Raw genomic sequence first — 22,426 nt, forward strand, 5'->3', positions numbered from 1 at the left:
CCTGTTGCATCTCTGCTCGCGCGGCCACATCATGGTGTTTTCTCCAGGGGAGCTGTCTGCGGCAGCAGCCTCCATCCGCGACGGCCCCACCGCTGCCCTTCTCGAGCGGGGCTTGTTCCGATAGAAGCCTGCCCCATGCTCGTTAACCGGAGAACGTTCCTTCGTTTCTGCTCGCTACTCGCCCTGTCCGCCTGTACTCCGGACAGCCGAGAGTACACAGACGAAGACCGGGATCGTCTTCGGCAACAAGAGTTGCAGGAGTCGCTTCGTTCAGGATCCGGCCCCTTTGGGCCCATGGTGTTTTCCGGTTACCGCGACTTGGCGCGCTTAAATTATTTCCGTCTCACCGAGGAAGGCCGCCTTGTCATCAACATTGACCTTCCGCCCGTGGTAGATTGCCACGCACACCTCGGCTGGTCTTACTTTCTGGCGCCAGCCGTGGACCTTCTGCGCCGCACGCCACGTACGCAGTACCTGATGGATTGTGACGGCCAAGAGCCCCCCTGCGAACTCGACCTCGATGTTTACGTGAACAGCAATTTTACCGAGTCCATGTTGCGTGGCCTCCAGTGGGAGACGGTTCGCAGCCTCCTCTTCGGCAGCCGTGCCGCAGGCACACATACGATTCCCAATCTGCTGGCTGAAATGGACGACTTGCGAATCCCGCAGGCCGCCATCTTGCCCATTGCCGTTCCACTGCCGTTCAGTGGGGACCCGACCCTGTATCAGCTCGATGCCATCGACCGCGCGCATGCCCGAGGCCGCCTGATTCCATTCGCCTCCGTTCATCCCAGCGATCCCAGTGCGGCAGCCAAGTTGCAGCAGTATCACGAGCGCGGGGTCCGCGGGCTCAAGTTGCACCCGGAGATGCAGCGCTTTTATCCAGATTCCGACGAAGCCATGGCCATTTACGCTGCATGCCGTAAACTCGCACTGCCAGTCATTTTTCACGCGGGGCGCTCGGGTATCGAGCCCGAATTCCTTCGCCCCTACGCGCTCATTCGCCGGCTACACCGGGCAATCGCCGAGTTTCGCGATGTGCGATTTCTCCTTGGCCATGCCGGCGCCCGCGACAGCGAGGACGCAGCGGAGTTAGCTCGCAATTACGACAATGTTTGGCTGGAGCTCTCGAGCCAAGGTTTAACCCGCATCTACGAACTGCAGCGCGACCTCGGAAGCACAAAGCTCGTGTACGGGAGCGATTGGCCGTTTTATCCGCAAGCGGTCGCCTTAGCGAAGGTCCTCTTAGTCACCGAGCACGATGAACGAGCCAGGGAACGCATTTTGTCGGGCAATGCGCGTGAGATCCTCGGCCTTCAACGGGCGCCTGATCCCTCGTGAGGCGTCATGGGAAGAAGCTCTGGGAAGCACTGGCTGCTTTCGACCTCGCGGCTCGAACCCTTCGTGCAGGGCCTACAGTCTACGCGGCGTGAGCAATAGGCTACCGGCTGCGGGCACCCGCAAGTTGCGGCAATTAGATCGGCATCATGCGCCACCCACGCTGCAGCCCCTCGGCAGGCGGCGCCAACCGCAGCGTCCTGGCCTGATAGATTCCAGTGGCAGGTACCCGATCGTGCTTTAGCAAGGCCCGATAGGCTCGCTTGTTTTCACCTTCGGTGCACGCCCGAAGGTGAGCGCTTTCATCACGAGCCGACTAAATCTTGTAGCGCTCCAGGAGTTGCCGGGCGATGACCAACCGCTGGATTTCGTTCGTCCCCTCGCCAATGATCATCAGCGGCGCATCACGAAAGTACCGCTCCACCGGGAACTCAGCCGTGTAGCCGTAGCCTCCAAGTACGCGCATTGCCTCGGTGGCAACTTCGAGGCAGGTTTCCGACGCAAACAACTTCGCCATCCCGGCCTCCACATCGGCACGCTCGCCACGATCCTTCTTTTCCGCAGCCGAATAGGTCAGGAGCCGCGCCGCTTGGATTTTAGTTGCCATGTCGGCCAACTTAAGCTGAATCGCTTGGTGTTGGGCAATGGGTTTACCAAAGGTTTCCCGCTGCTGGGCGTAGCGAATGGCCTGCTCGAAGGCGGCAGTCGCCACACCGACGGCGCGGGCGGCAATGTTCACGCGCCCAACCTCCAAGCCGCTCATCACCTGTACGAAACCCCTGCCTTCAACGCCTCCTAACAAATTGGCCGTCGGAACCTCGTAGTCCTCCAAGTGGACCTCACACGTTTCGATTCCCTTGTAACCAAGCTTGTCGATATCACGGCTCACTGTGAGGCCCGGCCCCTTTTCTCCAAGAAACAAGCTCATTCCTTTATATGGGGGCTCGGCCTTGGGATCGGTTTTGGCGACGATTGCATAGATGGTTGCCGTACGTGCGTTGGTGATGAACATTTTGCTGCCGTTGAGCACGTACACATCACCGCGCCGCACGGCAGTGGTGCGGATGCGTTGCACATCGCTACCTGCGTGAGGCTCCGTCAGGCAGAGCGCCCCACGATGATCACCGCGCGCCATCGCTGGCAGGTAGCGCTGCTTTTGCTCGGCAGTGCCGTGCTCGCGCAGCAAGTAAGCAACCATGAGATGCGTATTCAGCACGCCGCTTAAGCTCATCCATCCACGGGCCAGTTCCTCGACGATGCGAGCATACGTCGCAACGCTAAGCCCCAAGCCGCCGTATTGTACTGGGATGGTAGCGCCGAACAGGCCGAGCTCCTTCATCCGCGCCACCAGTGCATGCGGGTATTCGTTGCGGTGCTCGAGTTCGCTAGCCACCGGCACCACCTCGCGCTCCACGAAGCGCCGCACCGCCGCAACGATTTCGTCAGTAACGTCACTACGAACAGCTGTCTCGTCCATACCGGGGACACTGTCGAGAACGACCTCCTAAAGCAAGAGGACTCGGCGCTAGCGGCAGAACTTCACAAAGACATCAACCAAGAAGACAGTGACAAGGATCGCCACGCAAGCTTGGCAAGGGCCAGGCGTTCCTAAATCGCGGCCACCATTCCTTGGGGTCAGGAACACAACTCACGCCGGTCCCGGCCAAGATACGCTCCGTTGCTTGCGACCACCGCAACGTGCTGGTACTCACCGCAAGCGTTCACATGAAACGCCTCGCGCCGCTGCTTTGCGTTGTCTTGGTTAGTTCGGTCCGAGCAACGCCCACCCCCGAGCCGCTTCCCACTGCTGAGCTCTACCCCACTGCTCAGGAACGCCTCACGCAACGGGAGCGTCCGACCACGGCCACAACCACTTATTGGCACGTGAAGTTCGTCCTGCGTGCGCCCAACTTACCCAGCGGCAGCAGCGTGCGCGTGCTGCTGCCGCTGTCGGACACGCACCAAGAGGCCCACCGGCGGAGCTTGCGCAGCCCGGGCTTCCGATTTGGAGAGGAAGTTGTCAGCCCGAACCTGGTGGGGACCTGGACACACAACGGCGAGAGCGCCGACGACGAGATCGAGGCCGAGTTTGAATTCGCGGTTACGGACCGTATCTTCGACATCCCCGCGGAAAAGCTCTCGCAACTTGCCCCAGTAGACCAGGCGCTGCGCCGCTGGCTCGAACCTTCTCCATTGATTCAGAGCCGCGAGGGGGCTATTCGCCAGCGGGCTCGAGAACTCGCTGCCGGGGCACAAACAACGGAGCAGCTGCTGTGGAACATCTATCAATTCGTCGCCACTCAGATCCGCCTGGCTCCGGCAACCACCCGTGAGGACGCTTTGACGGTGCTCTCGCGCGAACGAGGTAGCGTTACCGGCAGGGCGCGCCTTTTAGCCGCGTTGCTGCAAGCCGCCGGGATTCCTGCACGGGTGGTCGGCGGCCTCAGCTTGGAAGACGCGATCAAAAAGCGGGCAACCATTTCGTGGGTGGAAGCCAACGTCGCTGGTCTGTGGATTCCACTCGATCCTAGCGGGGGCCACTTTGGCTGGCTCCCCAATCGGTACCTTGCCTTGTACCGTGGCGACCTGCCCCTCATCGTGCACCCGGCCGGTGCCCAAGTGGAGTACGAGTTCCTCGTGCGGCGGATGCGCAAAGCGGAAAGTGACACGTCTGCCACCACTAAAGAACGCGTGGTCACTCCACTGCAGCCGTTGGCGAAGACGGCATCTGCTTATGTCGACCAACCGCTTGCCACTGTGGTCATGTTCACGGACCAACCTCTAGCCCAGGCAACCAGCGAAAGAATCTTTCGCGAGGCTAACGAAGCGCAGGTGGACCTGGTGGTGCTCACCGTACCGCCTGCCCCCCGGTATTTTCGGCAGCAATATTTGCAGCGGCTTATCGCCAACAACCTACCACTCGTGCAAAGTGCTCACGTTCTCGTGCTGCACACCAGCGACGACGCCGGTCTCTACGCAGCACTGGTTTTAGGGGAAACCAGTGTAAAGTTACAGGACGCACGGCTCGTCATTGCTGGCCAGTTTCCCGGTGCCGTCGGTATGACTTTGGGAGCTGTATTGTTCAGCCTGCTCGATGCGGGTGAAGTCGTATTGATTCCTCAGCCCACCAAAGTCGCTGCGTTATGGGCTCTTGCTCGGGCAAACGTTATCGATGGCACCCCGCTCGAGGAGGAAGCCCGCAAATGGTCGCTTAAGCCGATGATCGTGGATTACGTGGCGTACCACCGCTTAGGGACCTGGCGGCAAGCAGTTGTGGGTGCGTGGGCGCGGGCGGTCACAGCGCAGGTGCCCCTCCAGGCACTCACGTTCATTTTGGTCCTGCCGTTGATTGCCGCATTAGTCGTGGTGATTCGCATCGTGATTGGCATCGAGACGTTCGGCACATTTGCCCCGGTTATTGTCTCGCTCGCGTTTCTCACGACGGGGCTCAAGTGGGGGTTGTTCATTTTCGTCGCAATCGTGGGCACGGGTGCACTCGTGCGTGCAGCTCTACAGCGGGTCCGCCTACAGCTTGTGTCTCGCCTGGCGATTCTCATCACCATCGTTGCGGGAATCATGGCGGGCTTGGCCGTGCTCGGAGCCTCGTTCGGGATCGGTGCGCTACTTAACGTGAGCATCTTTCCCATGGTGATTATGTCCAACATGATCGAACATTTCGCTTCTTCCCGAGCGCAACTCGGAACGCGCGAGGCGGTGCGGCTCACCGCGAACACCCTACTCCTCGCCTCCATTTGTTACGGAGCGGTGGAATGGGGAGGGTTACAGGCACTTCTTCTCAGTTTCCCCGAAATCCTTCTGCTCGCCATCGTTGTCGATGTCCTGTTGGGAAAATGGCGCGGCTTGCGCGTGCTGGAATATAAACGCTTCTGGGCGCTCTTGGAAAATCGACAGCCATGGCGATGAACTTGGTCGCACGGCTTCGTACCCTTCACCGGCTCGCTCTCGGGCTAAACCGTCGCAATCACGATTTCGGCATCGCATTGAATCCCCCGCACCTGGTGGCACTGGTCGACAACAAAAGTGCCACCAAGCTGGCATTGGCGGCGCGACAGGTTCCCACACCTCAGACCTTCGGCAGGTTCCGTTCCGTTGCGGAACTGAGAACGTTGGGAGACGCTCTCCGTAACCACACGAGCTTCGTGATGAAGCCAGCCCGCGGCGCCGGAGGCGAGGGAATCGTGGTCGTGACCGGTCGCAAGGGCAACACCTTCATCAAGGCGAGTGGAGAGACATTGCACTGGAACGATTTGCGCGCTCATGCTGCGGAAATTTTGGTGGGCGCCTACGCGTTGAACCAGACGTATGACGAGGTGCTCATCGAGGAGCGGCTGGAACTTCACCCGGATCTGGCCCGCTTCGTATTTCGCGGCATTCCTGACATCCGCATCTTGGTTGCGTACGGCGTCCCCATCCTCGCGATGATGAGGCTCCCGACGCGTCGCTCCGACGGCCGGGCCAACTTACACTTGGGGGGTGTCGGTGTGGGCGTGGACCTCGAAAGCGGACAAGCCACCCATGCGGTCTGGGGGGAAAAGCCCGTTGTGGCCCATCCGGACACGCAGGCACCTTTGCGAGAGTTGCAAGTGCCGCAGTGGCAAAGCCTCCTGGAAGTTGCTGCAGCGTGTTTCGATTGCGTGCCTTTAGGATACTTCGGCGTCGACCTGGTATTAGATCCCCATGTCGGCCCGTGCGTCCTCGAGCTCAACGCTCGACCGGGCTTAGCCATCCAGTTGGCCAATCATGTCGGCCTGCGGCCATTGCTGACAGCGCTCCACTCCAAGCTAGCGCACCAGAACGGGCTTGGCGCCGAGGATCGCGTTCGCTTAGGCCTCGAAGTGTACCGGGCGCACAAAGCGGAAACCGCTTCCCGCGCTTGACAGGGCATATGAACAATCGTTAGTCGGGGGCCGACATGCGAAGCCGTGGGCTTTGGCGACGCAGACGCACGTTGTTGCTCCCGACAACCACGGATTTCCTGCGCCTCCAGGCGATTCGGCATGGCGACGCTCGTGGACTCCTGTTTCATGAGCGGCTGTGGCCTTACGGTGCCCTTGCGGAATACGCGGAGCAACTCGCAGTTGCGTTGTCCGGAGTTGGCTGCGGCCGTGGAAGCCGCATCGCCTTCCGGGCGCCGAACAGTCCGTTGGCGGTTGCGAGCCACTATGCCGCCTGGTCGCTAGGAGCCACCGTAGCCCCGATCAGTGTGCGGGCGAGCGGAGAGGAGGTGCGCCGCGCGTTGGAGCTCGCCGAAGCGCACGCCCTCATCCTGGACCCAACTTCAGTGAGCACTTTGGAACCCACTTGGCGCGAGTTTTCCGTTCCGGTCCTGCAGGCGGGGGAAACGCCCGGCACGGCGCCGGCAGTGGTTCATCGGCCGCCGGCGGCGACCATGCAGGCGGCTGAGAGCAAAGCAGCCGCGGATTTGGCTGTGTTGGCTTTCACCTCGGGAACAACCGGGTCGCCCAAGGCCGTGATGCTCGCACACAGGAATCTCTTTTGGTCCGCGCTGGCTTGTTCGGCCGCTCGTGGGGACAACGGGTCGGAGGTCGGGGCAGCGCTGAGTTTGCTCAGCCACACTCCGGTGTTTGTTTCCCACGTTCTCTGCCGGATTTTGTTCGGTGCCACGGTTGTCCTCTTTCCTCGCTTCGACCTCGACCTCTTGCTGTGGGCGAGCGAGCGATACGGCATCACCGATCTTACGCTGATCGGCGGCATGGTCGCCGATGTCGTGTCTCGGGGTCGTGTGCCGTCAAGCGTCCAAAAAACGGTGCGCAAGGTGTCCGTCGGAGGGGCGTTCACGCCCATGAGTGCGAAAGAAGCGCTGAGAGAGATCTTTCCGGCGGCTGAAATCATCGAGGCCTACGGTCAATCCGAAGCGACGGATGGTGTGACTATGGCACGCCGATTCGAAGTGTTCGAGCACCGGGGCACTGTCGGCCGTCAAAACCCACACGTAGCGGTGCGCATCCGTAAAACGGACGGAAGTTGGGCTGCGGACGGAGAAGAAGGCGAAATTGTTGTCGCGGGCCCGACGGTGATGCAAGGCTATTGGCGCAACCCGCTCGGAACCAAAGAGGTGCTCCGTGACAGCTGGCTCCACACAGGAGACCTCGGCCGTCGTGACGAGCAAGGCTTTTTTTACGTCACCGGCAGGATCAAAAACCTCATCATCACCGGCGGGGAAAATGTGTCACCTGTGGAGGTCGAAGAAGTGTTGCGGCAGCACCCGGCAGTGGCCGAGGTGGCGGTGATCGGCACGCCGCACCCCAAATGGGGCGAGCAGGTTACGGCGATTGTCGTGCGGCAGGCCGGAAGGGAAGTCACCGAGCAAGAGATCATCGAGTTCGCAGGGCGCCAGTTGGCTTCATTCAAAAAACCGCGGCGGGTCGAGTTCGTTACCGAACTTCCGCGCAACGCCACAAGCAAGGTCGATTTGGCAGCCCTGAAAGCTCGCTTTGCTACCTCTGGAACTTCATCGCAATACGGATCACAGGAGGTGGAACGATGACGACGCAAGCAGGCCCCCTTCAAGGAATTCGCGTGATTGACTTTAGCCACCAAGCAGCCGGTCCATGGTGCACAACGTTACTCGGCGACATGGGGGCCGACGTCTGGAAGATCGAAAAACCGGGGCGAGGCGACAGCATTCGTTATGCACGCGGGGCAGACCCGCGCATCGGCAGTTTCAACTTTTGGGGGCTCAACCGAAACAAGCGCTCGGTTGCTGTGGACATCAAGCACCCCGAGGGTGCACGCCTAGCGCGAGAAATGGTGGCGCAAGCCGACGTCGTCGTCGAAAATTTTCGACCGGGCGTAATGGATCGCTTGGGTCTGGGGTACGAACAACTGCGCTCGGTGAACCCCCGGCTGATCTATGCCTCGATCACTGCATTCGGGGACCGCGGCCCGATGGCGCACCAGCCGGGGATGGATCTCATCTTACAAGCGACTGGCGGAATGATGGGGCTCACTGGATTCCCAGACGGACCACCGGCAAAAGCGGCCGGTCCCGTCGCCGACATTTCCTCGGGCATCTACTGCGCCTACGCCATCGCTTTGGCGTTATTTCATCGAGAGAAGACCGGCGTCGGCCAGCGGATCGACCTGACCATGCTGGACGCTGTGATTTCCTTACTGGCGGACATTTCCACAGCCTACCTCAACACCGGCTACGATTACCCGAAGTTCGGCAACGGCCATCCTGACCTGGTTCCGTATCAGGCGTTTGCAGCCAGCGATGGGTACTTCATTCTGGCTTGTTTGACCAACGCCTTCTTCAAGCGATTGTGTACCGCGTTAGGGCGGGAGGACCTGCTGGCGGACCCGCGTTTTGCCACGAACACGGCGCGCTGCGCGAACCGGGAGTTGGTCGTCTCCACACTGCAAGAGATTTTCCTCACGAACACTTGTGCTCACTGGATCGAGCTTTGCCAGCAGCACGACGTTCCGGCGTGCAAGGTGAATTCGCTGAAGGAACTCTTCGAGTTAGAGCAACTGAAGGTCTTGGGCTCGGTCGCCAACTGGGAGCACCCCAAGCTCGGGCCGTTCCGCACCATGAACGTGGTGTTCCGCATGAGCGAAACGCCGGGCTCCCTGCGGATTCCGCCCCCTCAACTCGGCGAACACACAGAGGAGTGCCTGCGTCTACTTGGAAAGTCGCCAGACGACATCGCTGCCCTCCGTGCCATGGGCGTGTGCGAATGATTCCGCCTCGGTAAAGACAACCGTGCGTGCACGAACCCTCTCGGCATTCGTTCGCGAGGCAGCCGCCCAGTTTGGGGCGCGGGAGATGCTCGCTTTCGCCCCGGAGAGTGCGGTAACCGCACGTTACTCGGGCACGGAGTTAGAGGAACAAATTCTAGCCACCGCGCGTTGGTTGGCCCGCCTCGGAGTCAGGAAAGGGACCCACGTTGGCCTTCTCTGGACGAATCGCCCAGAGTGGGTTTTCTACGCGTTTGGAGCGTGGACTCTAGGGGCGGTGGTCGTGCCGTTATCCACGTTGTGGAAAAGCCACGAGATTGCGTTCGCACTCCGGCACGCAGACGTCGAAGTGTTGTTGTCTATGACCGCCTTTCGAGGGCGGGATTTCGTTGACGAACTTTCGGCTTTGATTCCGGAAATCACGGCCCGCAGCGGAACGACGCCGCTATTCAATCTGGACTTCCCCAACCTAAGATGCGTGCGTTTCTTTGCGGCTCAAGACACACCAAAAGCTCCGACGGGTGATGGGCGGGACCCAGTCGACCTCGAGTATGTCGAGGCACTGGCCGAAACCGGGGAGCCCAGCGACCGGGCGGTGATCTTCTTCACCTCGGGCACGACCGCCCAACCGAAAGCAGTGGTCCACTGCCACGAGGCGCTGTTGGTTTCAGGGCGGCGTATTGCTGAAGCGGTTGGCATCTCAGAAGAAGATTCTTGGTGGGGGCACATGCCCTTGTTTTGGACCGGAGGCTTTGTTCTCGGTTTGCTCGCCACTTGGAGCGGCCTCGGACGTGTAGTCCTGCACGAGCGGGTGGAACCTGCGCAAGCTTTGCAGCTCCTCGAGCAGGAGCGGTGCACAATCATGGCCGGATGGCACCAGGCCGGTCCCCTGTTGGAACATCCGGATTTCCCAAACCGCAAGCTCGCGTTGCGCAAAGGCTCGGCGCACCCACTAGCCGACCGCTTGCTCGTACAACCGCACTTTGCCGTGGGCATGTACGGCCTCAGTGAAACCGCTACCTGCGTGGCCTGCGCGCGGTGGACTGATCCCCGCGAGGTGCGGATGAACACCTGTGGAAACCCACTTCCCGGTACGGAAATCCGCATCGTAAGCGCCGAGGACGGGCGGGTGCTTCCGTCAGGAGCGACGGGCGAAATCTGTGTGCGCGGTAGCACTCTCATGGAGGGCTATTACAAGGTACCCTATCACCAGACCTTTGACTCCGAGGGCTTCTTTCACACCGGCGATTTGGGCTTTGTCGACGACGACGGTCGGTTGCACTTTGTCGGCAGGCTCAAAGACGTGATCAAAACTGCAGGCGTCAACGTCGCGGCGCAGGAGGTCGAGGAGGCACTCGCGCAACATCCGGCAGTGCAGTCAGCCGCGGTCGTCGGTGTGCCTCATGAGGTCAGAGGCGAAAACGTCGCCGCCTTCGTGGTTCTTCGGCCGAGTATGACGGTTACAACCGAGGACATCGTTGCTTTTTGTCGCGATCGGCTAGCCAGCTACAAGGTGCCTCGTCACATCTTTTTTGTGAGCGCCACTGAGATTCCTCGCACTGCGACCGGGAAGATCGAAAAAGCCGCTCTGCGCGAAGAGGCTCGAAGAAGGGTCCAAGCCGATCCTGCCGCGCTCAGCAATCGACGCTGAGCTGGGGGCGTTCAACTAGAGCTGGGATTAGAGCCCGAACTCGCGTAACCGCCGTGGGTCTTTCGTCCAGTCTTCCTGCACCCGTACAAACAACTGCAGGTAGACCTTTTTCCCGAGCATTTGTTCGATTTGCTCGCGAGCTGACTGCCCGATCGACTTGATGCGGGAGCCGCCCTTGCCTATCACGATTGGCTTTTGCGACTCCCGCTCGACGTGGATCGTTGCGTGAATGACCACTACGTTCTTTTTTTCCTCGAAGCTTTCCACGGTCACGGCAACGGCGTACGGCACCTCTTGTCGGGTTTGCAACAACACTTGCTCGCGAATGACCTCCTGAACCAAAGCCCGCTCGGTCTGATCAGTGAACGTTTCAGGGTCATACAGTCGTGGGCCGGGCGGGAGTTTACCGACCACCACGCGCAAAAGTTCGGCGATATTTCCACCCTCCGCCGCGCTAATCGGGATAACGTCAACGCCTGGAAGCAGCTGATCGAGTTCCGCCAAAATGGGAATCATTGCATTAGGTTTGATGCAGTCGATTTTGTTCAAGGCCACGGCAAGACAATCTCGAAAGCGCTGCAAACGCGCCGCGATTTGGCGGTCCTCGTTCGTAACTCCTTCCGTCGCATCCACTAGCCATAGGATAACGTCAGCCTCTCCCATGGCTTCTTCTGCCACTTGCATCATGCGGCGGTTGATCAGCGTTTTCGCTTCATGAAGCCCCGGCGTGTCGACAAGCACAATTTGCGCTTCCGGAAGGGTTAAAATGCCCCGAATCCGCGAGCGAGTGGTTTGTGGCTTTGGGGTTACGATGGCAACCTTTTGCCCCAACAAACGATTGAGGAGCGTCGACTTGCCCACGTTGGGGCGCCCGACCAACACAACAAAGCCGGACCGGTGAGTCGTGTCGCTTTCTGCCACGCCCGCTTGCTAGCACCATGGTGTTCGCACGCAATGAGCGATGAGGCCATCTCTAGGCCCGACTCGCTCCTTGCGCCCGCGTGCGGGGCTCGGCATCCTGCCCACGCGGATAAACCACCCGGCCCGCGGGCCCGCTAGGATGGCGCAGAGAGCGCGGAGCTATCTTGACATGCACGAGACAGAAAAGGGAAAAGGCCCGAGAGGAAGCGGCACGCTCGAAGTCAGCGGGAGGTGAGATCGATGGGCAAGATTTTGTTTGCAGCAGCAATCGTGGCACTGGCGTTCAGTTGGCCTCAGCAATCGCGTGCTGCGTGCGGGCCTTGCAAGGCCGAACAAGTCACAGCCGCCACTGCAAACGCGCTGTTGTTTGGCGGCACGGACGCCGCTGGAGGCGTGGGGGACTGGTACCTCACAAATGGCAAGGTTGTGGCCATTATCGACAACATCGACACCGAGACGATCAGCACCGTGGGAGGCAGCGCGACCGTCGATCTGACCTCATCGAATGCCGTCCAAACCGGAGGTACGCTCATCGATCTCGGATTAAAGGGTAAGCACAACGACCAGTTTCCTCAGGGCTTCAATACGGGCGGATTCAGTCTCGCCAACGTGTTTCTGTTCCGGAAAGGGGACGAAGTTGCCTGGGGCCTACCCGCGGGCAACAATCCCTGCGCCACCGTCGAAGGGTCCAATACACTGTGCCCAACCGACCCCGACTGTGCAGCGATTACGGTGTACGGGATCATGCTCGGCTCTTGCACTTCCGGAACCGACTTTTGCTCCACCCGAGCGAACCCGAAGGTTCGGGTAAGAACCACGTACAAGGCATGCAAAAACCAACGCACACTGTTCGTGACCACCGAGGTTTGGAACCAAACCGGAAGCTCCCAGTTGCTCCCGATCTTTGACGTGCTTCTGTGGGGCGGCCGCGGGTTGATGCCTTTTGTGCCGGACAAGGGGCGCGGATTCACTCACCCGATCCTCAACCTATCCAGCACTTCGGCAATTCTCGCAGCGCTGACCTCGGCGCCGTTTTTTGCCGTGCCGGGTAACGTAGATGTCAAGGACGGCGTAGCCGCGCGAAACAAAAAGGCCGGAGCCATTGCTTATGGATATTTCTCCGACGGAGGCTTCGACGACTCCAATGGTCCCGCCCTAGGCGGCATACAGAATCCGATCGCTGACCAATTTGCGATGACAAGCTTGCAAGGCGGATTTCTCTCGGCAGCCACGCTGCCCACGCTTGTCGGTCCCTTTTTAGCGAATAACGCTTCGCGAACTTTTTCGCGCCGAATCATCGTTGGCGATCGCAACGACCCAGCGGCGGTCATTGGCGACCAGCGCAACCCGGAAAGCATTCTCTATTCGACGCCTTTGTCCTCTCAGTTAGGTACCGTGTCCGGGCGTCTAAGCCCATCTTCTCCAGTGGAGGGAACGATCACGTTTATTCGCGTGGGTGGTCCCAGTTTCTCCGCTCTAGGATCGCAGTGGGGGTTGTTAGACAACGCGCCGATTTCCGCGGTACGAACCAAGAGTAGTTTCAGCAAGATTGTTCTCCCAGAGGGAGATTACCGTGCGCACGTGGTCGTACCCGGACAAGTTGACTTTTGGACCCCGCAGTTCACGGTCACCGCCGGGCAAAACACGACAATTCCGCCGATCGCCATCACCAAGCCAGGGAAACTCAAAATCGAAGTTCGCGACGCGGATAGCAACACCGGAATTCCGGCGAAAATCTCCCTGAGCCCGTCTCCTGACATGAAGCGCGAGTTCGCAACCTTTTCTTTCGATACGCGCAACGGGATGTGCTCCAACAATCTTTCTCAGGCTTGCACGAACGACTCTGACTGCGGTAGCGGCAACACGTGTTTTCGAACCTGCACGAACAAGGTCCCGGTTCGATGCAGCCCAGGATGTCCATCCGGGTTTGTCTGTGCCGCCGACGGACGTTGTCGCAAGCATGACTGCAATTCCGACGCCGATTGTGACCCAGGATATGTCTGCCGTGCCGATACTACTGATGGCGAGGCTGGTGTCCCTGGGATGCAGCCGGGTGGCGGCCAGGTGAACGTCATTTACACCGACGCCAAGGGAAAGGCGGTGGTCGACATCAAACCGGGCACTTACACAGCCACGATTTCCCGTGGGCCTGAGTATACGATCGCGCAGGTGGCACCGGTAACCATCACGAGCGGGGCAGTCACCGACTTGGGCATTCAGACGATCAAACGAGTTCTGGATACCACCGGATACATGTCTGCCGATTTTCACATCCACTCGGCTCGTAGCCTAGACTCCTCCGCGCCGCTCGAAGGCCGGGTTCGGAGTTTTGCTGGCGAGGGCCTGGAGGTGATGGTGTCGACTGACCACGACATCAACACCGACTATGCGCCAGTCATTAAGAAGCTCAAGATGCAACCGTTCATTGGCTCGATCGTGGGCACTGAGGTCACCACTTCCGTGCCCAACCCGCCGTTCCTCGCGAACGCGTGGGGTCACATCAACTCTTGGCCCTCGATTTTCGACCCGAATTTGCGGAGATCGGGATCCGTCGAGGACGAGAGTGTGAGCGCGAACGTAATTTACGATCGGTTGCGCGCGCAAAGCAACTTCCAGTGCGTGGGCGGTCCGAAGAACGGGCTTCCCTGCACTTCGAACTCACAGTGTGGCTCGGGCGCTTGCACCGACGTGGGCGAGCAAGTCGTGCAGCTCAATCACCCCCGTGCAGGGCTCGGCGGTGTGGTGAACATCGGAATGTTCGACAACATCGGTTTCAACCCACCTGGGTCCGTGGACACCTGCCAGCAATACCCCGTGCGATGTTCGACCAATTCTTGCGCGGGAGGAACTAATGACGGCGTTGCTTGTACGAGCGACGCCCAGTGCACCGGCGGCGGAAAGTGTGGCTGCAACAGTGGCAGCATCCCTGGCGCCGCCAACGGCTGCAATCGCATTTTGCTCGATCTGAACGTTGTCCCCCAGGCAAGCTTGTGCACGACGAGCGGGTGCGGCGGCGGATTCGAGAACCCGAACGGGACCCGCAATATCGACTTTGACGTGATGGAAATCGACAACGGTGCCAACCGCAGCGGTTTCAATGACCTAAAGCTCGTGCGGCGCGACTGGCTAAGCCTGCTTAACCAAGGCATCCAGGTGGGTAAAGCTGGCCAGCGCCATCCCGTGTGGGGAACCGGGGTTTCCGACTCGCATCGCTTGGTGATCGAATTGCCCGGATACTCGCGAACGTTCGTGGGCGCGGGAGACTTCACGAACGCCACCAGCCTCGACGTCAAAGCCTTCAATACCGCCGTGCTAAATGGAAACATGAGCATATCTTCCGGCCCGTACATCGGATTCACCGCCAATGCTGGCGGCCCTCCAGTCAAAATGGGCCAGACGCTCGGGCCCAGTGTGACCTCGGTAAACTTACAAATCCAAGTGCAGGCCGCTCCGTGGGTTCCGGTAGAAGAAGTCCGCATCATCAAAAATGGCTGCGTTCTGGCCTGCTACAACAGCACAACGACCCCCGCGGTGGCGCCCAACCCTAGCAATCCCTTTGAGCAATCGAACGCCAATGTCGTACGCTTCAATGCCACCATCTCCGACACCGTGAGTGGCGACAGTTACTACATCGTGGAAGCCAGTCAGAATCTCCCCCTGACGGGAGCTCCTCCCGCAGATCCAATCATGAATCTCGTGGCCAAAGACGCGGTCCCCTGGGCGATGACCAACCCCATTTTCGTCGACGGAGACGGCGACTCTCAGTACTCCGGGATTTCACTTCCGCCGAACGCCGGAGAGCCAAGCTGTCCCGCACTCCCCCCGTCGTGTTCAGCAGGGGCCGCCACCGTAGGGCTGTTCCCGTCGCCGGTGATGGTCGCGAAGCAAGAGCAGTTAGAGCGCTTCTCCTGGCTGGCGAGATTGTTCGGTCGACTCATTGGCCGCGCCGTGGCGGATAGCGACGGGGCCTCCAAGGTGATGGACGACCGCGAGCGCGTGCGTGAGCGCGAGGAGGAACTTCAAAAAGGTGGTGGTGAACACCTCCCATGGAACCGCATTGTGTTTCCGACCCCTGCGCCCACGCCGCAGCAGCCTCCAGAGCAATGAAGTCCGTTTGCGGAGTCGCGAGTAGGGCCCGCCAGCGCTGGTGGGCCCTTGCTGTTTATTCGGCCCTGATGGTTCCTATGACGATTCTCGTGCTCACCGCCCACGCACATTGGATTCCGCCAGACCAAATCGTTGCCTCTCTTCGCAACGACGAGACGCTCCGTACCCGCGTCGGTGTGCGCAGCATCGAGCGCCAGGGAAGAATATTGATGATCCGCGTCGACCCCAACCTATGGACCACCGTGGAGCCTAATCTGCGACGCGAGCTGGCAGAGAACTGGTATCAGGTGTGGCGGCACAACGTCGAGCAAGGAATCGTTGCTGTCTTGGCGTTGCCGGATGATGCTCCCTTGGTCAACTTCGACGCCTCTGGGAACGCGCGGTTACTCAATTTAGAAAAGCCTTCAGTCAAGTGAGCGCGGTCTAGACCCGCTCGTCCGGGTCAAACAGCTTGCGATGCTCCTCGAGAGCAAAACGATCAGTCATGCCCGCGATGTAATCGCAAACGACGCGCTGGAGCGTCTCGCCCTCCCGCTCACACCGGCCCAAAATATGCGGGGGCAACAACTTGGGCTCGGCGAGATAAGCGTGGAACAACTCTTCCATGACACGCTGGGCCTTCACCATCATCCTTGTTACCCGGTAGTGCCGGTACAGGTTCGCGAAGAGGAATTGTTTGAGCTCCAAGCGCTTCTCTTCCAGTTCCTCGCTGAAACCTACGATTGGCTTTGCGTAGTTGCGAACGGCAGCGAGCGAATCGATCTTCTCATGTTTCAGCTTGCGCGCGGTGGCGTTGATCAAGTCGGTAACGAAGAGATCGATCAAACGGCGCTGAGCCTGATAACGCCAAATGCGAAAACCTGCCTCCGGCCACCGCTGGCGAATATCGTCGAACGTTTCGCGCCATAGCCGGACCTCGTGAAGTTGCTCCAGTTCCAACAGGCCTGACTTAAGGCCGTCGTCGATGTCGTGGGTGTTGTACGCGATCTCATCGGCGTAATCGACGATCTGTGCTTCGAGGGAAGGAGACAGCCCGGGATCGAAGCGTTGGGCCAATGGCTTATCGTAGGGGAGCGAGTGCTTCACGATCCCTTCTCGCACTTCCCACGTGAGATTGAGCCCCCGAAACTGAGGGTAACGCTCCTCCAAGACTTCAACGATCCGAAGGCTTTGCGCATTGTGTTCGAAGCCTCCGTAAGGTTCCATGAGGCGGTGCAAGACCCGTTCACCGGCATGGCCAAATGGAGTGTGCCCGAGGTCGTGGGCAAGAGCGATGGCTTCCGCAAGGTCCTGGTTCAGCCGAAGCGCCTGGGCCACTGTGCGCGCGATTTGCGCCGCTTCCATCGTGTGGGTCAGGCGCGTGCGGTAATAGTCGCCTTCGTGGTTTACGAACACCTGCGTCTTATACTCCAAACGGCGAAACGCGGTGGAGTGAATGATGCGATCCCGGTCTCTTTGGAACGGAAGCCGAAATGCATGTTCATCCTCATCGTGATCCCGCCCTCGGCTGGCCGTACTCCGCACGGCGTACGGAGCAAGGAACTGATGTTCAAATTGGATAAGTTCGTCACGGGTCATTGCCGACGTTATAAGGAGCGCTCCCTTGCTTCTGCAACGAGCAGAGGCTCACCGCGGCAAATGATTCGAGGTAAAGCCACGTCACGGGGAGACTGCATTCTGGTTGAGGGTTACCCGTCATTTGCTATACGGCGTCAATGAAGTCCTTACCGCCCGATTACGCTCAGGGGCTGTTCGGCAAAAACTTTTACGGCCCAGCGGAGGTTGAGCAGGCCTTTGGAACCTCCGCGGGGCCGGTTCCGCACGTGCCATTTGACCAAAGCACTTTGAGGTCCGCAGCCGAAAGTGGTCTCCTGCTTATCCTGCGACAGCCAGCCTTGGGAGGTTCTCCGTTCGTGCTCGAGCGTGCCATTGCCTCGCACGAAGACTTGTTTGACGCGCGGTTTCTCCGGCAGGTCGGTTACCAGCTCAAAGACGAATGGGGAATTTTGCTCGAACCCGTGGCAAAAACGGAAACCCCCAGGCCCGGCTGGGCGCTCGTCAGTAGGTCTACGTTACCGGCAACACGAAACCGCAGCTACCACGAGCAGACGAAGATCCTTGAGAACTGGGGGAAGCCCTGGAATTGTTCCGGCCTAGAAGTAGGACGGCGCTTAGCGGCCGAAATCGTGTATGACTGCATTCTCGTTTTCCGCTCGCGTGGAGAGCGACTACTCGAGCGCGAGTGGGACTGGTCGGCCACCGCAACGGTCGATGGCGGCTACGTGAACGTCGGAGGGTTCGGACCAAAGGGAATGCAAATTTTCAGCTACTCGGCTGCGGTGCGTCATAGCTGGCTGGGCGTATGCCCGCAGATCCGTGGTTGCCTCGAGGGGGAATGAGCCATGTTCTTCGTAACCACGAAACATCCCGATTACGTGCTCTTTGCCATGACCCCGAGCGAGCGCGCGGCGATCGGCGTCACCGAGAAGCAGGAGGTCCACCTCCTTTCTCGCGCGGCGGCGCGCACCCCTTGGCAGGTGTTCGCCAAGTGGGATGGACGGCAGTTTTCCCACACGGATTTCATGGTCGCGTGGCACCATCGCGAGGAGCCGCAGGATCCTCGCGACTTGCTGGCCGTGCTTCCCGAGCAGTTGCGGCAAAGCGCTCGTGAGTCGTGCCTTCAGTAACCAGGCACCGCGTTGACTGGCCGCAGGCTGCGCGTCAAGCGGCCTAAACTCTGTATGGGCCGGGGCGCTGCAGTGGAGGCTCGGCTTGCCTTCCGGTCGGGTACCACACAAAAAGCGTGACCCGGAGCGGGGCGACCATCACTCCGTCGTGGCTGCTGCAACAAGCGCCTGCTGGAGTGAACGGTTACGACGGGCGAGGTCGTGAGCTGCGGCTGTGATCTCAGCGACAGAGTTGCCGCTGGCAATCCACGTAACCTCGTAGACCCGCTGTTGTAAGCGCTGCAGCTCCGCCGCGCTGAAGTCACAAAGCTGCGCTGTGGAGCCGGACACAAAGTCGAGCAGCACGCGCACTAGTGCTTCTGAGGCCGGATCCACGTTGACCTCTCGACCATACACCAGTGCCCGCAACACCGTCCCGCCACTTCCGGCCATCAACATTTTCCGACAAGAAAGCACGTCGCGCGCCTCAGGATCCATGATGCGGTAACGCCCATCCGCTTCCGTTACGGTGTCCAGGTCGAGAGGCACGGGGCTATCGATGCGACCATCCGCAAAGTCGATCCAGTCGAGTTCAACCAGAGAAACTGGCACACCTACTCCGACTGCGCTGATTCCTTGCAGCGCCTGGGCGGGCGCGGCCAACAGCCGATCGAAGGCAAACTGCCTTGGCGGTACGCCATCGTCGCGAGCCATGACTCCGTTCGGGGCGAGCACGAACCCGGTAATGATTGGTTCATTCGGCGGTCCGCTCGGCAGAACGGTTACCCCAGACGAGCCATCGCTCCCACATCCCGCAATCACGCAGCAGACAAAACACGCCGCGAATGCCGCCCAGCCCCATCGGGACACCCTCGACTTTCCCATTGGAAACCTCTCTAAACCTCGCCTTATGACTCGATACCGAGATTGAGTTTGAACACTCTCAGAACTTCCGCGCTCCGTAGCTGACCACCGCGCAGCGGCGCTTGTCAAGCATATTCTCCCCGCGATGCCAAGAAAATTGCGCATCACCGTAGCCCTTCTGAGCGAACGGCACTCCAAGCAAAAACCCACCTCATCAACGCACGGCAGACTTTGCATCCGCCGACACTCTTGCTGGAGTGCTGCTGTACGATGTGATAATTGCCCGCTGGCTTGGCGGACCATGGTGAGCGCGCGTCCCTTGGGAGGCTTAAAAATTGTTGAGTGCGGAGGACTCGTTTCTGCTGCGTACGCCAGTAAGCTCTTCGCCGATCTCGGCGCCGCCGTCATCAAGATCGAGCCGCCCTGGGGTGATCCCGCCCGGCGCCGCGGTCCGTTTCCCCGTGGAAGACCCGATCCCGACGCTAGCGGCCTATTCATATACCTCAATTGCAACAAACTGGGCATCACGGCCGACCTCTCTCAACCCGAAGGCCGAGAGCTGCTCCAGGCCCTTGTGCGCGACGCCGACCTCCTCATCCACAATGTTCCGCCACCACGGATGGGCCGTTTGGGTCTCGAGTACGAACAGCTCGCCCGGCTCAACCCCAAGCTTGTCGAGGTGTCGATTACCCCTTTCGGCTTAACGGGTCCACTCCGCGACTACGAGGCAAGCGACATCACACTTTGGGCCGCTGGCGGATTGGCCTACTTAAACGGTGCCGGTCCTGGCAGCGACGACCTCCCGCCCCTCAAGCCTTTCGGTTTCCAAGCGGAGTTCCAGGGCGCCTTGAATGCTGCGGTTGCCGGGCTCGGTGCGTTGTTCTCACGGCGAAGAAGCGGCACCGGGCAGCATGTAGTTGTTTCCGTCCAACAGTGTGTAGCGTCGATTCTAGAGCTGACGTTCGAGTACTACCCTTACATGGGCTTGATTGCTTCGCGACTCGGGCAAAAGCCCATCCAACCCCTAGACTTCTTCGAATGCCGCGACGGTTGGATTTTTGTTTGTTGTGTAGAAGAGCATCAGTGGCGGCAGCTCGTGGCACTCATGGGCCACCCGGAATGGGCAGATTTGGAAATCTTCGCCGATCGCCTTTCACGGGCTCGCAATTGGGATGCACTCAAGCTGCTCATGCAAGAGTGGATGTCGGAGCAATCGGTGCAAGACCTCTACCACGCGGGCCAAGCGCGCCGCATCCCCCTGGCTCCTGTGTCGACGATGGGCGATCTGCTGGACTCAAAGCATCTCGCTGCGAGAGGTTTCTTCGCGGTCATCGAGCAACCAGATGTGGGGCAAACCACGCTCCCCGGGGCTCCCTATCGCCTCAGTAGGACTCCCTGGCAACTACGCCGGCCAGCTCCACGGCTTGGGGAACACAACGAAGAACTTCGAACTGCCCTGGAGCGAGGAAGTCTATGGGAGCTCGCGTCGACCTGAAAAGTGGCTTCAGTATGAAACCGCTTGCCGGCATCCGGGTGGCAGATTTCACATGGGTATGGGCCGGCCCGTTTTGCACTCTTCAGCTTGCGCATCTTGGGGCGGAGGTGATCCGCGTCGAGAGCGCCACTCGCCCGTGTGTGACGCGTTTGCTGCCACCATGGCCAGATGGTCAACCAGGCCTGAATCGCAGCGGGTACTTCAACCAGTACAACCAGGGCAAACTCAGCCTTGCTCTGGATTTAAAGCGCCCAGAGGCGATCGAAATCGCCAAGGATCTGGTGAGGAAATCCGACATTGTTTGCGAAAACTTTGCCGCGGGGGTCATGGAGCGCCTCGGGCTGGGTTACGATGTCCTCCGCACGATCCGCCCAGATCTCATTATGATTTCCATGTCGGGTTACGGTGCCACGGGTCCGGAACGAGAGTACGTGTCTTACGGCCCGGCACAGGTCCCACTTGCAGGGCTTTCGTCACTCACCGGGTATCGCGGCTATCCACCCATGCATGTCGGCATTTCCTACGGTGACCCCACAGCGGGGTTGCATGCGGCTTTCGCGGTCTTGGCTGCCCTGTGGCATCGGGAGGAAACTGGCGAAGGGCAACTGATCGACCTGTCGCAGTGGGAGACAACGATCAGCGTGATCCCTGAAGGGATCGTGCAGTACGGGTGGGACGGTACACAGCCAGAGAGAAATGGGAATCGAGATCACTGTATGGTTCCGCATGGGATATTCCGCTGCGCCGGAGAGCAGCGCTGGGTCGCGATTGCGATTCGCGACGACGCCGAATGGGAGCGCTTTGCGGCGGTGCTAGATCGTGCAGATCTCGCCTCAGACCCCGCTTTGAAAACGTTGCCGGGTCGGTTGCAAGCGGTGGATAAGATCGAGGAGGCTGTCGAGCGGTGGACGATGCAACGGTCCCCTCGGGAGGTTATAGCAATTCTCCAAAGTCGAGGAATTGCGGCCTTTCCTTGCTACGACAGTCGCGATCTTGCCGAGGACGAGCACTTGCGCGCTGAGAACTTCTTTGTCGAACTCGAGCACCCGGAGGTCGGCAAGAAGCTGCACATGGGTATTCCATGGAAAATGTCTGGCTCGCCATGCTGGGTCGAGCGCCCAGCTCCATTGCTCGGGGAACACACCGACTATGTGCTCCGCAGCATCTTGGGCTACAACGAAGAGCACATTGAAGCCCTGCGGGCCTCTGGAGTGCTGCGATGATCACATATCAAGCGAGCTGGGGAGAGCGGACGCTCCACGACCTTTTCCTGCTCAATGTGGCGCTCCAGCTTTTCGATGGAGTGGCGACTTATCAGGGCCTACGGCTTGGGTTTCAGGAGGCCAATCCCCTTTTGCGCGCAACGTTTCAGTTGCTCGGGGTTGAAAACACCCTCCTTCTGTTCAAGGCGCACGCATGTGGGCTTTTGTTTCTTCTCCACCGCTATCGGCAACATCGGGTCATTCAGTTCGCCCTAGCAACGGTAGCGTTAGTGCACGTACTATTCTCGTTCTTGCCGTGGACCATCAAGCTCCTCTCGGCCGTGAGTTAGAATGCTTACAGGATGACGCGAGTGCTTCCCCAGCGGCGGCAGGCTGAAGCGGCTGGCTCGCCGCGCGAGCGAAGCTCTCCCCTAGGACACGAATCCAAAGAGCGGCCCGA

Annotated in this window: 17 protein-coding genes; 13 read left to right on the top strand and 4 right to left on the bottom strand. The window is 59.8% G+C overall.

Annotation, left to right across the window (positions count from 1 at the left end):
* Window positions 1-135 precede the first annotated feature (135 nt).
* Window positions 136-1,341 carry an amidohydrolase family protein gene (locus N3C12_13765; protein ID MCX8073495.1) on the top strand — a complete coding sequence of 402 codons (1,206 nt, stop codon included), beginning with the start codon at window positions 136-138 and terminating at the stop codon, window positions 1,339-1,341.
* 313 nt (window positions 1,342-1,654) lie between these two features.
* On the opposite strand, the gene N3C12_13770 is transcribed toward N3C12_13765, so the two are convergent.
* Entirely contained in the window at window positions 1,655-2,815 is a 1,161-nt protein-coding gene (locus tag N3C12_13770; protein MCX8073496.1) for an acyl-CoA dehydrogenase family protein, read from the bottom strand.
* A 248-nt stretch (window positions 2,816-3,063) separates the two neighbouring features.
* Here N3C12_13770 and N3C12_13775 point away from each other — a divergent pair, with 248 nt between their 5' ends.
* The 5 genes from N3C12_13775 to N3C12_13795 all read left to right on the top strand — a co-directional run bounded on the left by N3C12_13775 (window position 3,064) and on the right by N3C12_13795 (window position 10,711).
* A complete protein-coding gene (locus N3C12_13775; GenBank protein MCX8073497.1) occupies window positions 3,064-5,262 on the top strand; it encodes a hypothetical protein in 2,199 nt (732 codons plus the stop codon).
* The gene (locus tag N3C12_13780; protein ID MCX8073498.1) at window positions 5,253-6,236 is read left to right on the top strand and encodes an alpha-L-glutamate ligase-like protein; all 984 of its coding nucleotides are present in this window, start codon (window positions 5,253-5,255) and stop codon (window positions 6,234-6,236) included. Before N3C12_13775 ends, N3C12_13780 begins: the two co-directional genes overlap by 10 nt.
* A gap of 71 nt (window positions 6,237-6,307) precedes the next feature.
* Window positions 6,308-7,867 carry an AMP-binding protein gene (locus N3C12_13785; protein MCX8073499.1) on the top strand — a complete coding sequence of 520 codons (1,560 nt, stop codon included), beginning with the start codon at window positions 6,308-6,310 and terminating at the stop codon, window positions 7,865-7,867.
* A complete protein-coding gene (locus N3C12_13790; GenBank protein ID MCX8073500.1) occupies window positions 7,864-9,063 on the top strand; it encodes a CoA transferase in 1,200 nt (399 codons plus the stop codon). Before N3C12_13785 ends, N3C12_13790 begins: the two co-directional genes overlap by 4 nt.
* A 22-nt stretch (window positions 9,064-9,085) precedes the next feature.
* Window positions 9,086-10,711, top strand: coding sequence for an acyl--CoA ligase (locus N3C12_13795; protein ID MCX8073501.1), 1,626 nt, complete (start codon window positions 9,086-9,088; stop codon window positions 10,709-10,711).
* A 27-nt stretch (window positions 10,712-10,738) separates the two neighbouring features.
* On the opposite strand, the gene era is transcribed toward N3C12_13795, so the two are convergent.
* Window positions 10,739-11,632 carry a GTPase Era gene (gene era / locus N3C12_13800; protein MCX8073502.1) on the bottom strand — a complete coding sequence of 298 codons (894 nt, stop codon included), beginning with the start codon at window positions 11,630-11,632 and terminating at the stop codon, window positions 10,739-10,741.
* 240 nt (window positions 11,633-11,872) lie between these two features.
* Between era and N3C12_13805 the strand changes: the two genes are divergently transcribed.
* The gene (locus N3C12_13805) at window positions 11,873-15,739 is read left to right on the top strand and encodes a hypothetical protein (GenBank protein ID MCX8073503.1); all 3,867 of its coding nucleotides are present in this window, start codon (window positions 11,873-11,875) and stop codon (window positions 15,737-15,739) included.
* A 77-nt stretch (window positions 15,740-15,816) separates the two neighbouring features.
* On the top strand, window positions 15,817-16,155 hold the full coding sequence (locus N3C12_13810) for a hypothetical protein (protein MCX8073504.1): 339 nt from the start codon (window positions 15,817-15,819) through the stop codon (window positions 16,153-16,155).
* Window positions 16,156-16,162: 7 nt separating this feature from the next.
* Here N3C12_13810 and N3C12_13815 read toward each other — a convergent pair whose 3' ends face one another.
* Window positions 16,163-17,317 carry a deoxyguanosinetriphosphate triphosphohydrolase gene (locus tag N3C12_13815; protein ID MCX8073505.1) on the bottom strand — a complete coding sequence of 385 codons (1,155 nt, stop codon included), beginning with the start codon at window positions 17,315-17,317 and terminating at the stop codon, window positions 16,163-16,165.
* Window positions 17,318-17,454: 137 nt separating this feature from the next.
* Between N3C12_13815 and N3C12_13820 the strand changes: the two genes are divergently transcribed.
* The gene (locus N3C12_13820; protein MCX8073506.1) at window positions 17,455-18,138 is read left to right on the top strand and encodes a hypothetical protein; all 684 of its coding nucleotides are present in this window, start codon (window positions 17,455-17,457) and stop codon (window positions 18,136-18,138) included.
* 3 nt (window positions 18,139-18,141) lie between these two features.
* Complete coding sequence (locus N3C12_13825) at window positions 18,142-18,426, top strand: hypothetical protein (protein MCX8073507.1); 285 nt, start codon at window positions 18,142-18,144, stop codon at window positions 18,424-18,426.
* Window positions 18,427-18,564: 138 nt separating this feature from the next.
* On the opposite strand, the gene N3C12_13830 is transcribed toward N3C12_13825, so the two are convergent.
* Window positions 18,565-19,290 carry a hypothetical protein gene (locus tag N3C12_13830; protein MCX8073508.1) on the bottom strand — a complete coding sequence of 242 codons (726 nt, stop codon included), beginning with the start codon at window positions 19,288-19,290 and terminating at the stop codon, window positions 18,565-18,567.
* 280 nt (window positions 19,291-19,570) lie between these two features.
* Here N3C12_13830 and N3C12_13835 point away from each other — a divergent pair, with 280 nt between their 5' ends.
* From N3C12_13835 to N3C12_13845, 3 genes are read left to right on the top strand one after another with little or no spacing between them, the layout of a single operon-like run.
* A complete protein-coding gene (locus tag N3C12_13835) occupies window positions 19,571-20,764 on the top strand; it encodes a CoA transferase (GenBank protein MCX8073509.1) in 1,194 nt (397 codons plus the stop codon).
* A complete protein-coding gene (locus tag N3C12_13840; protein MCX8073510.1) occupies window positions 20,743-21,987 on the top strand; it encodes a CoA transferase in 1,245 nt (414 codons plus the stop codon). The genes N3C12_13835 and N3C12_13840 overlap by 22 nt, the downstream gene beginning before the upstream one ends.
* Complete coding sequence (locus N3C12_13845) at window positions 21,984-22,316, top strand: DUF5658 family protein (GenBank protein ID MCX8073511.1); 333 nt, start codon at window positions 21,984-21,986, stop codon at window positions 22,314-22,316. The genes N3C12_13840 and N3C12_13845 overlap by 4 nt, the downstream gene beginning before the upstream one ends.
* Window positions 22,317-22,426: the final 110 nt, after the last annotated feature.

It is taken from the genome of Candidatus Binatia bacterium (assembly GCA_026415395.1).
In the GTDB taxonomy this organism is placed as follows: domain Bacteria; phylum Desulfobacterota; class Binatia; order HRBIN30; family HRBIN30; genus HRBIN30.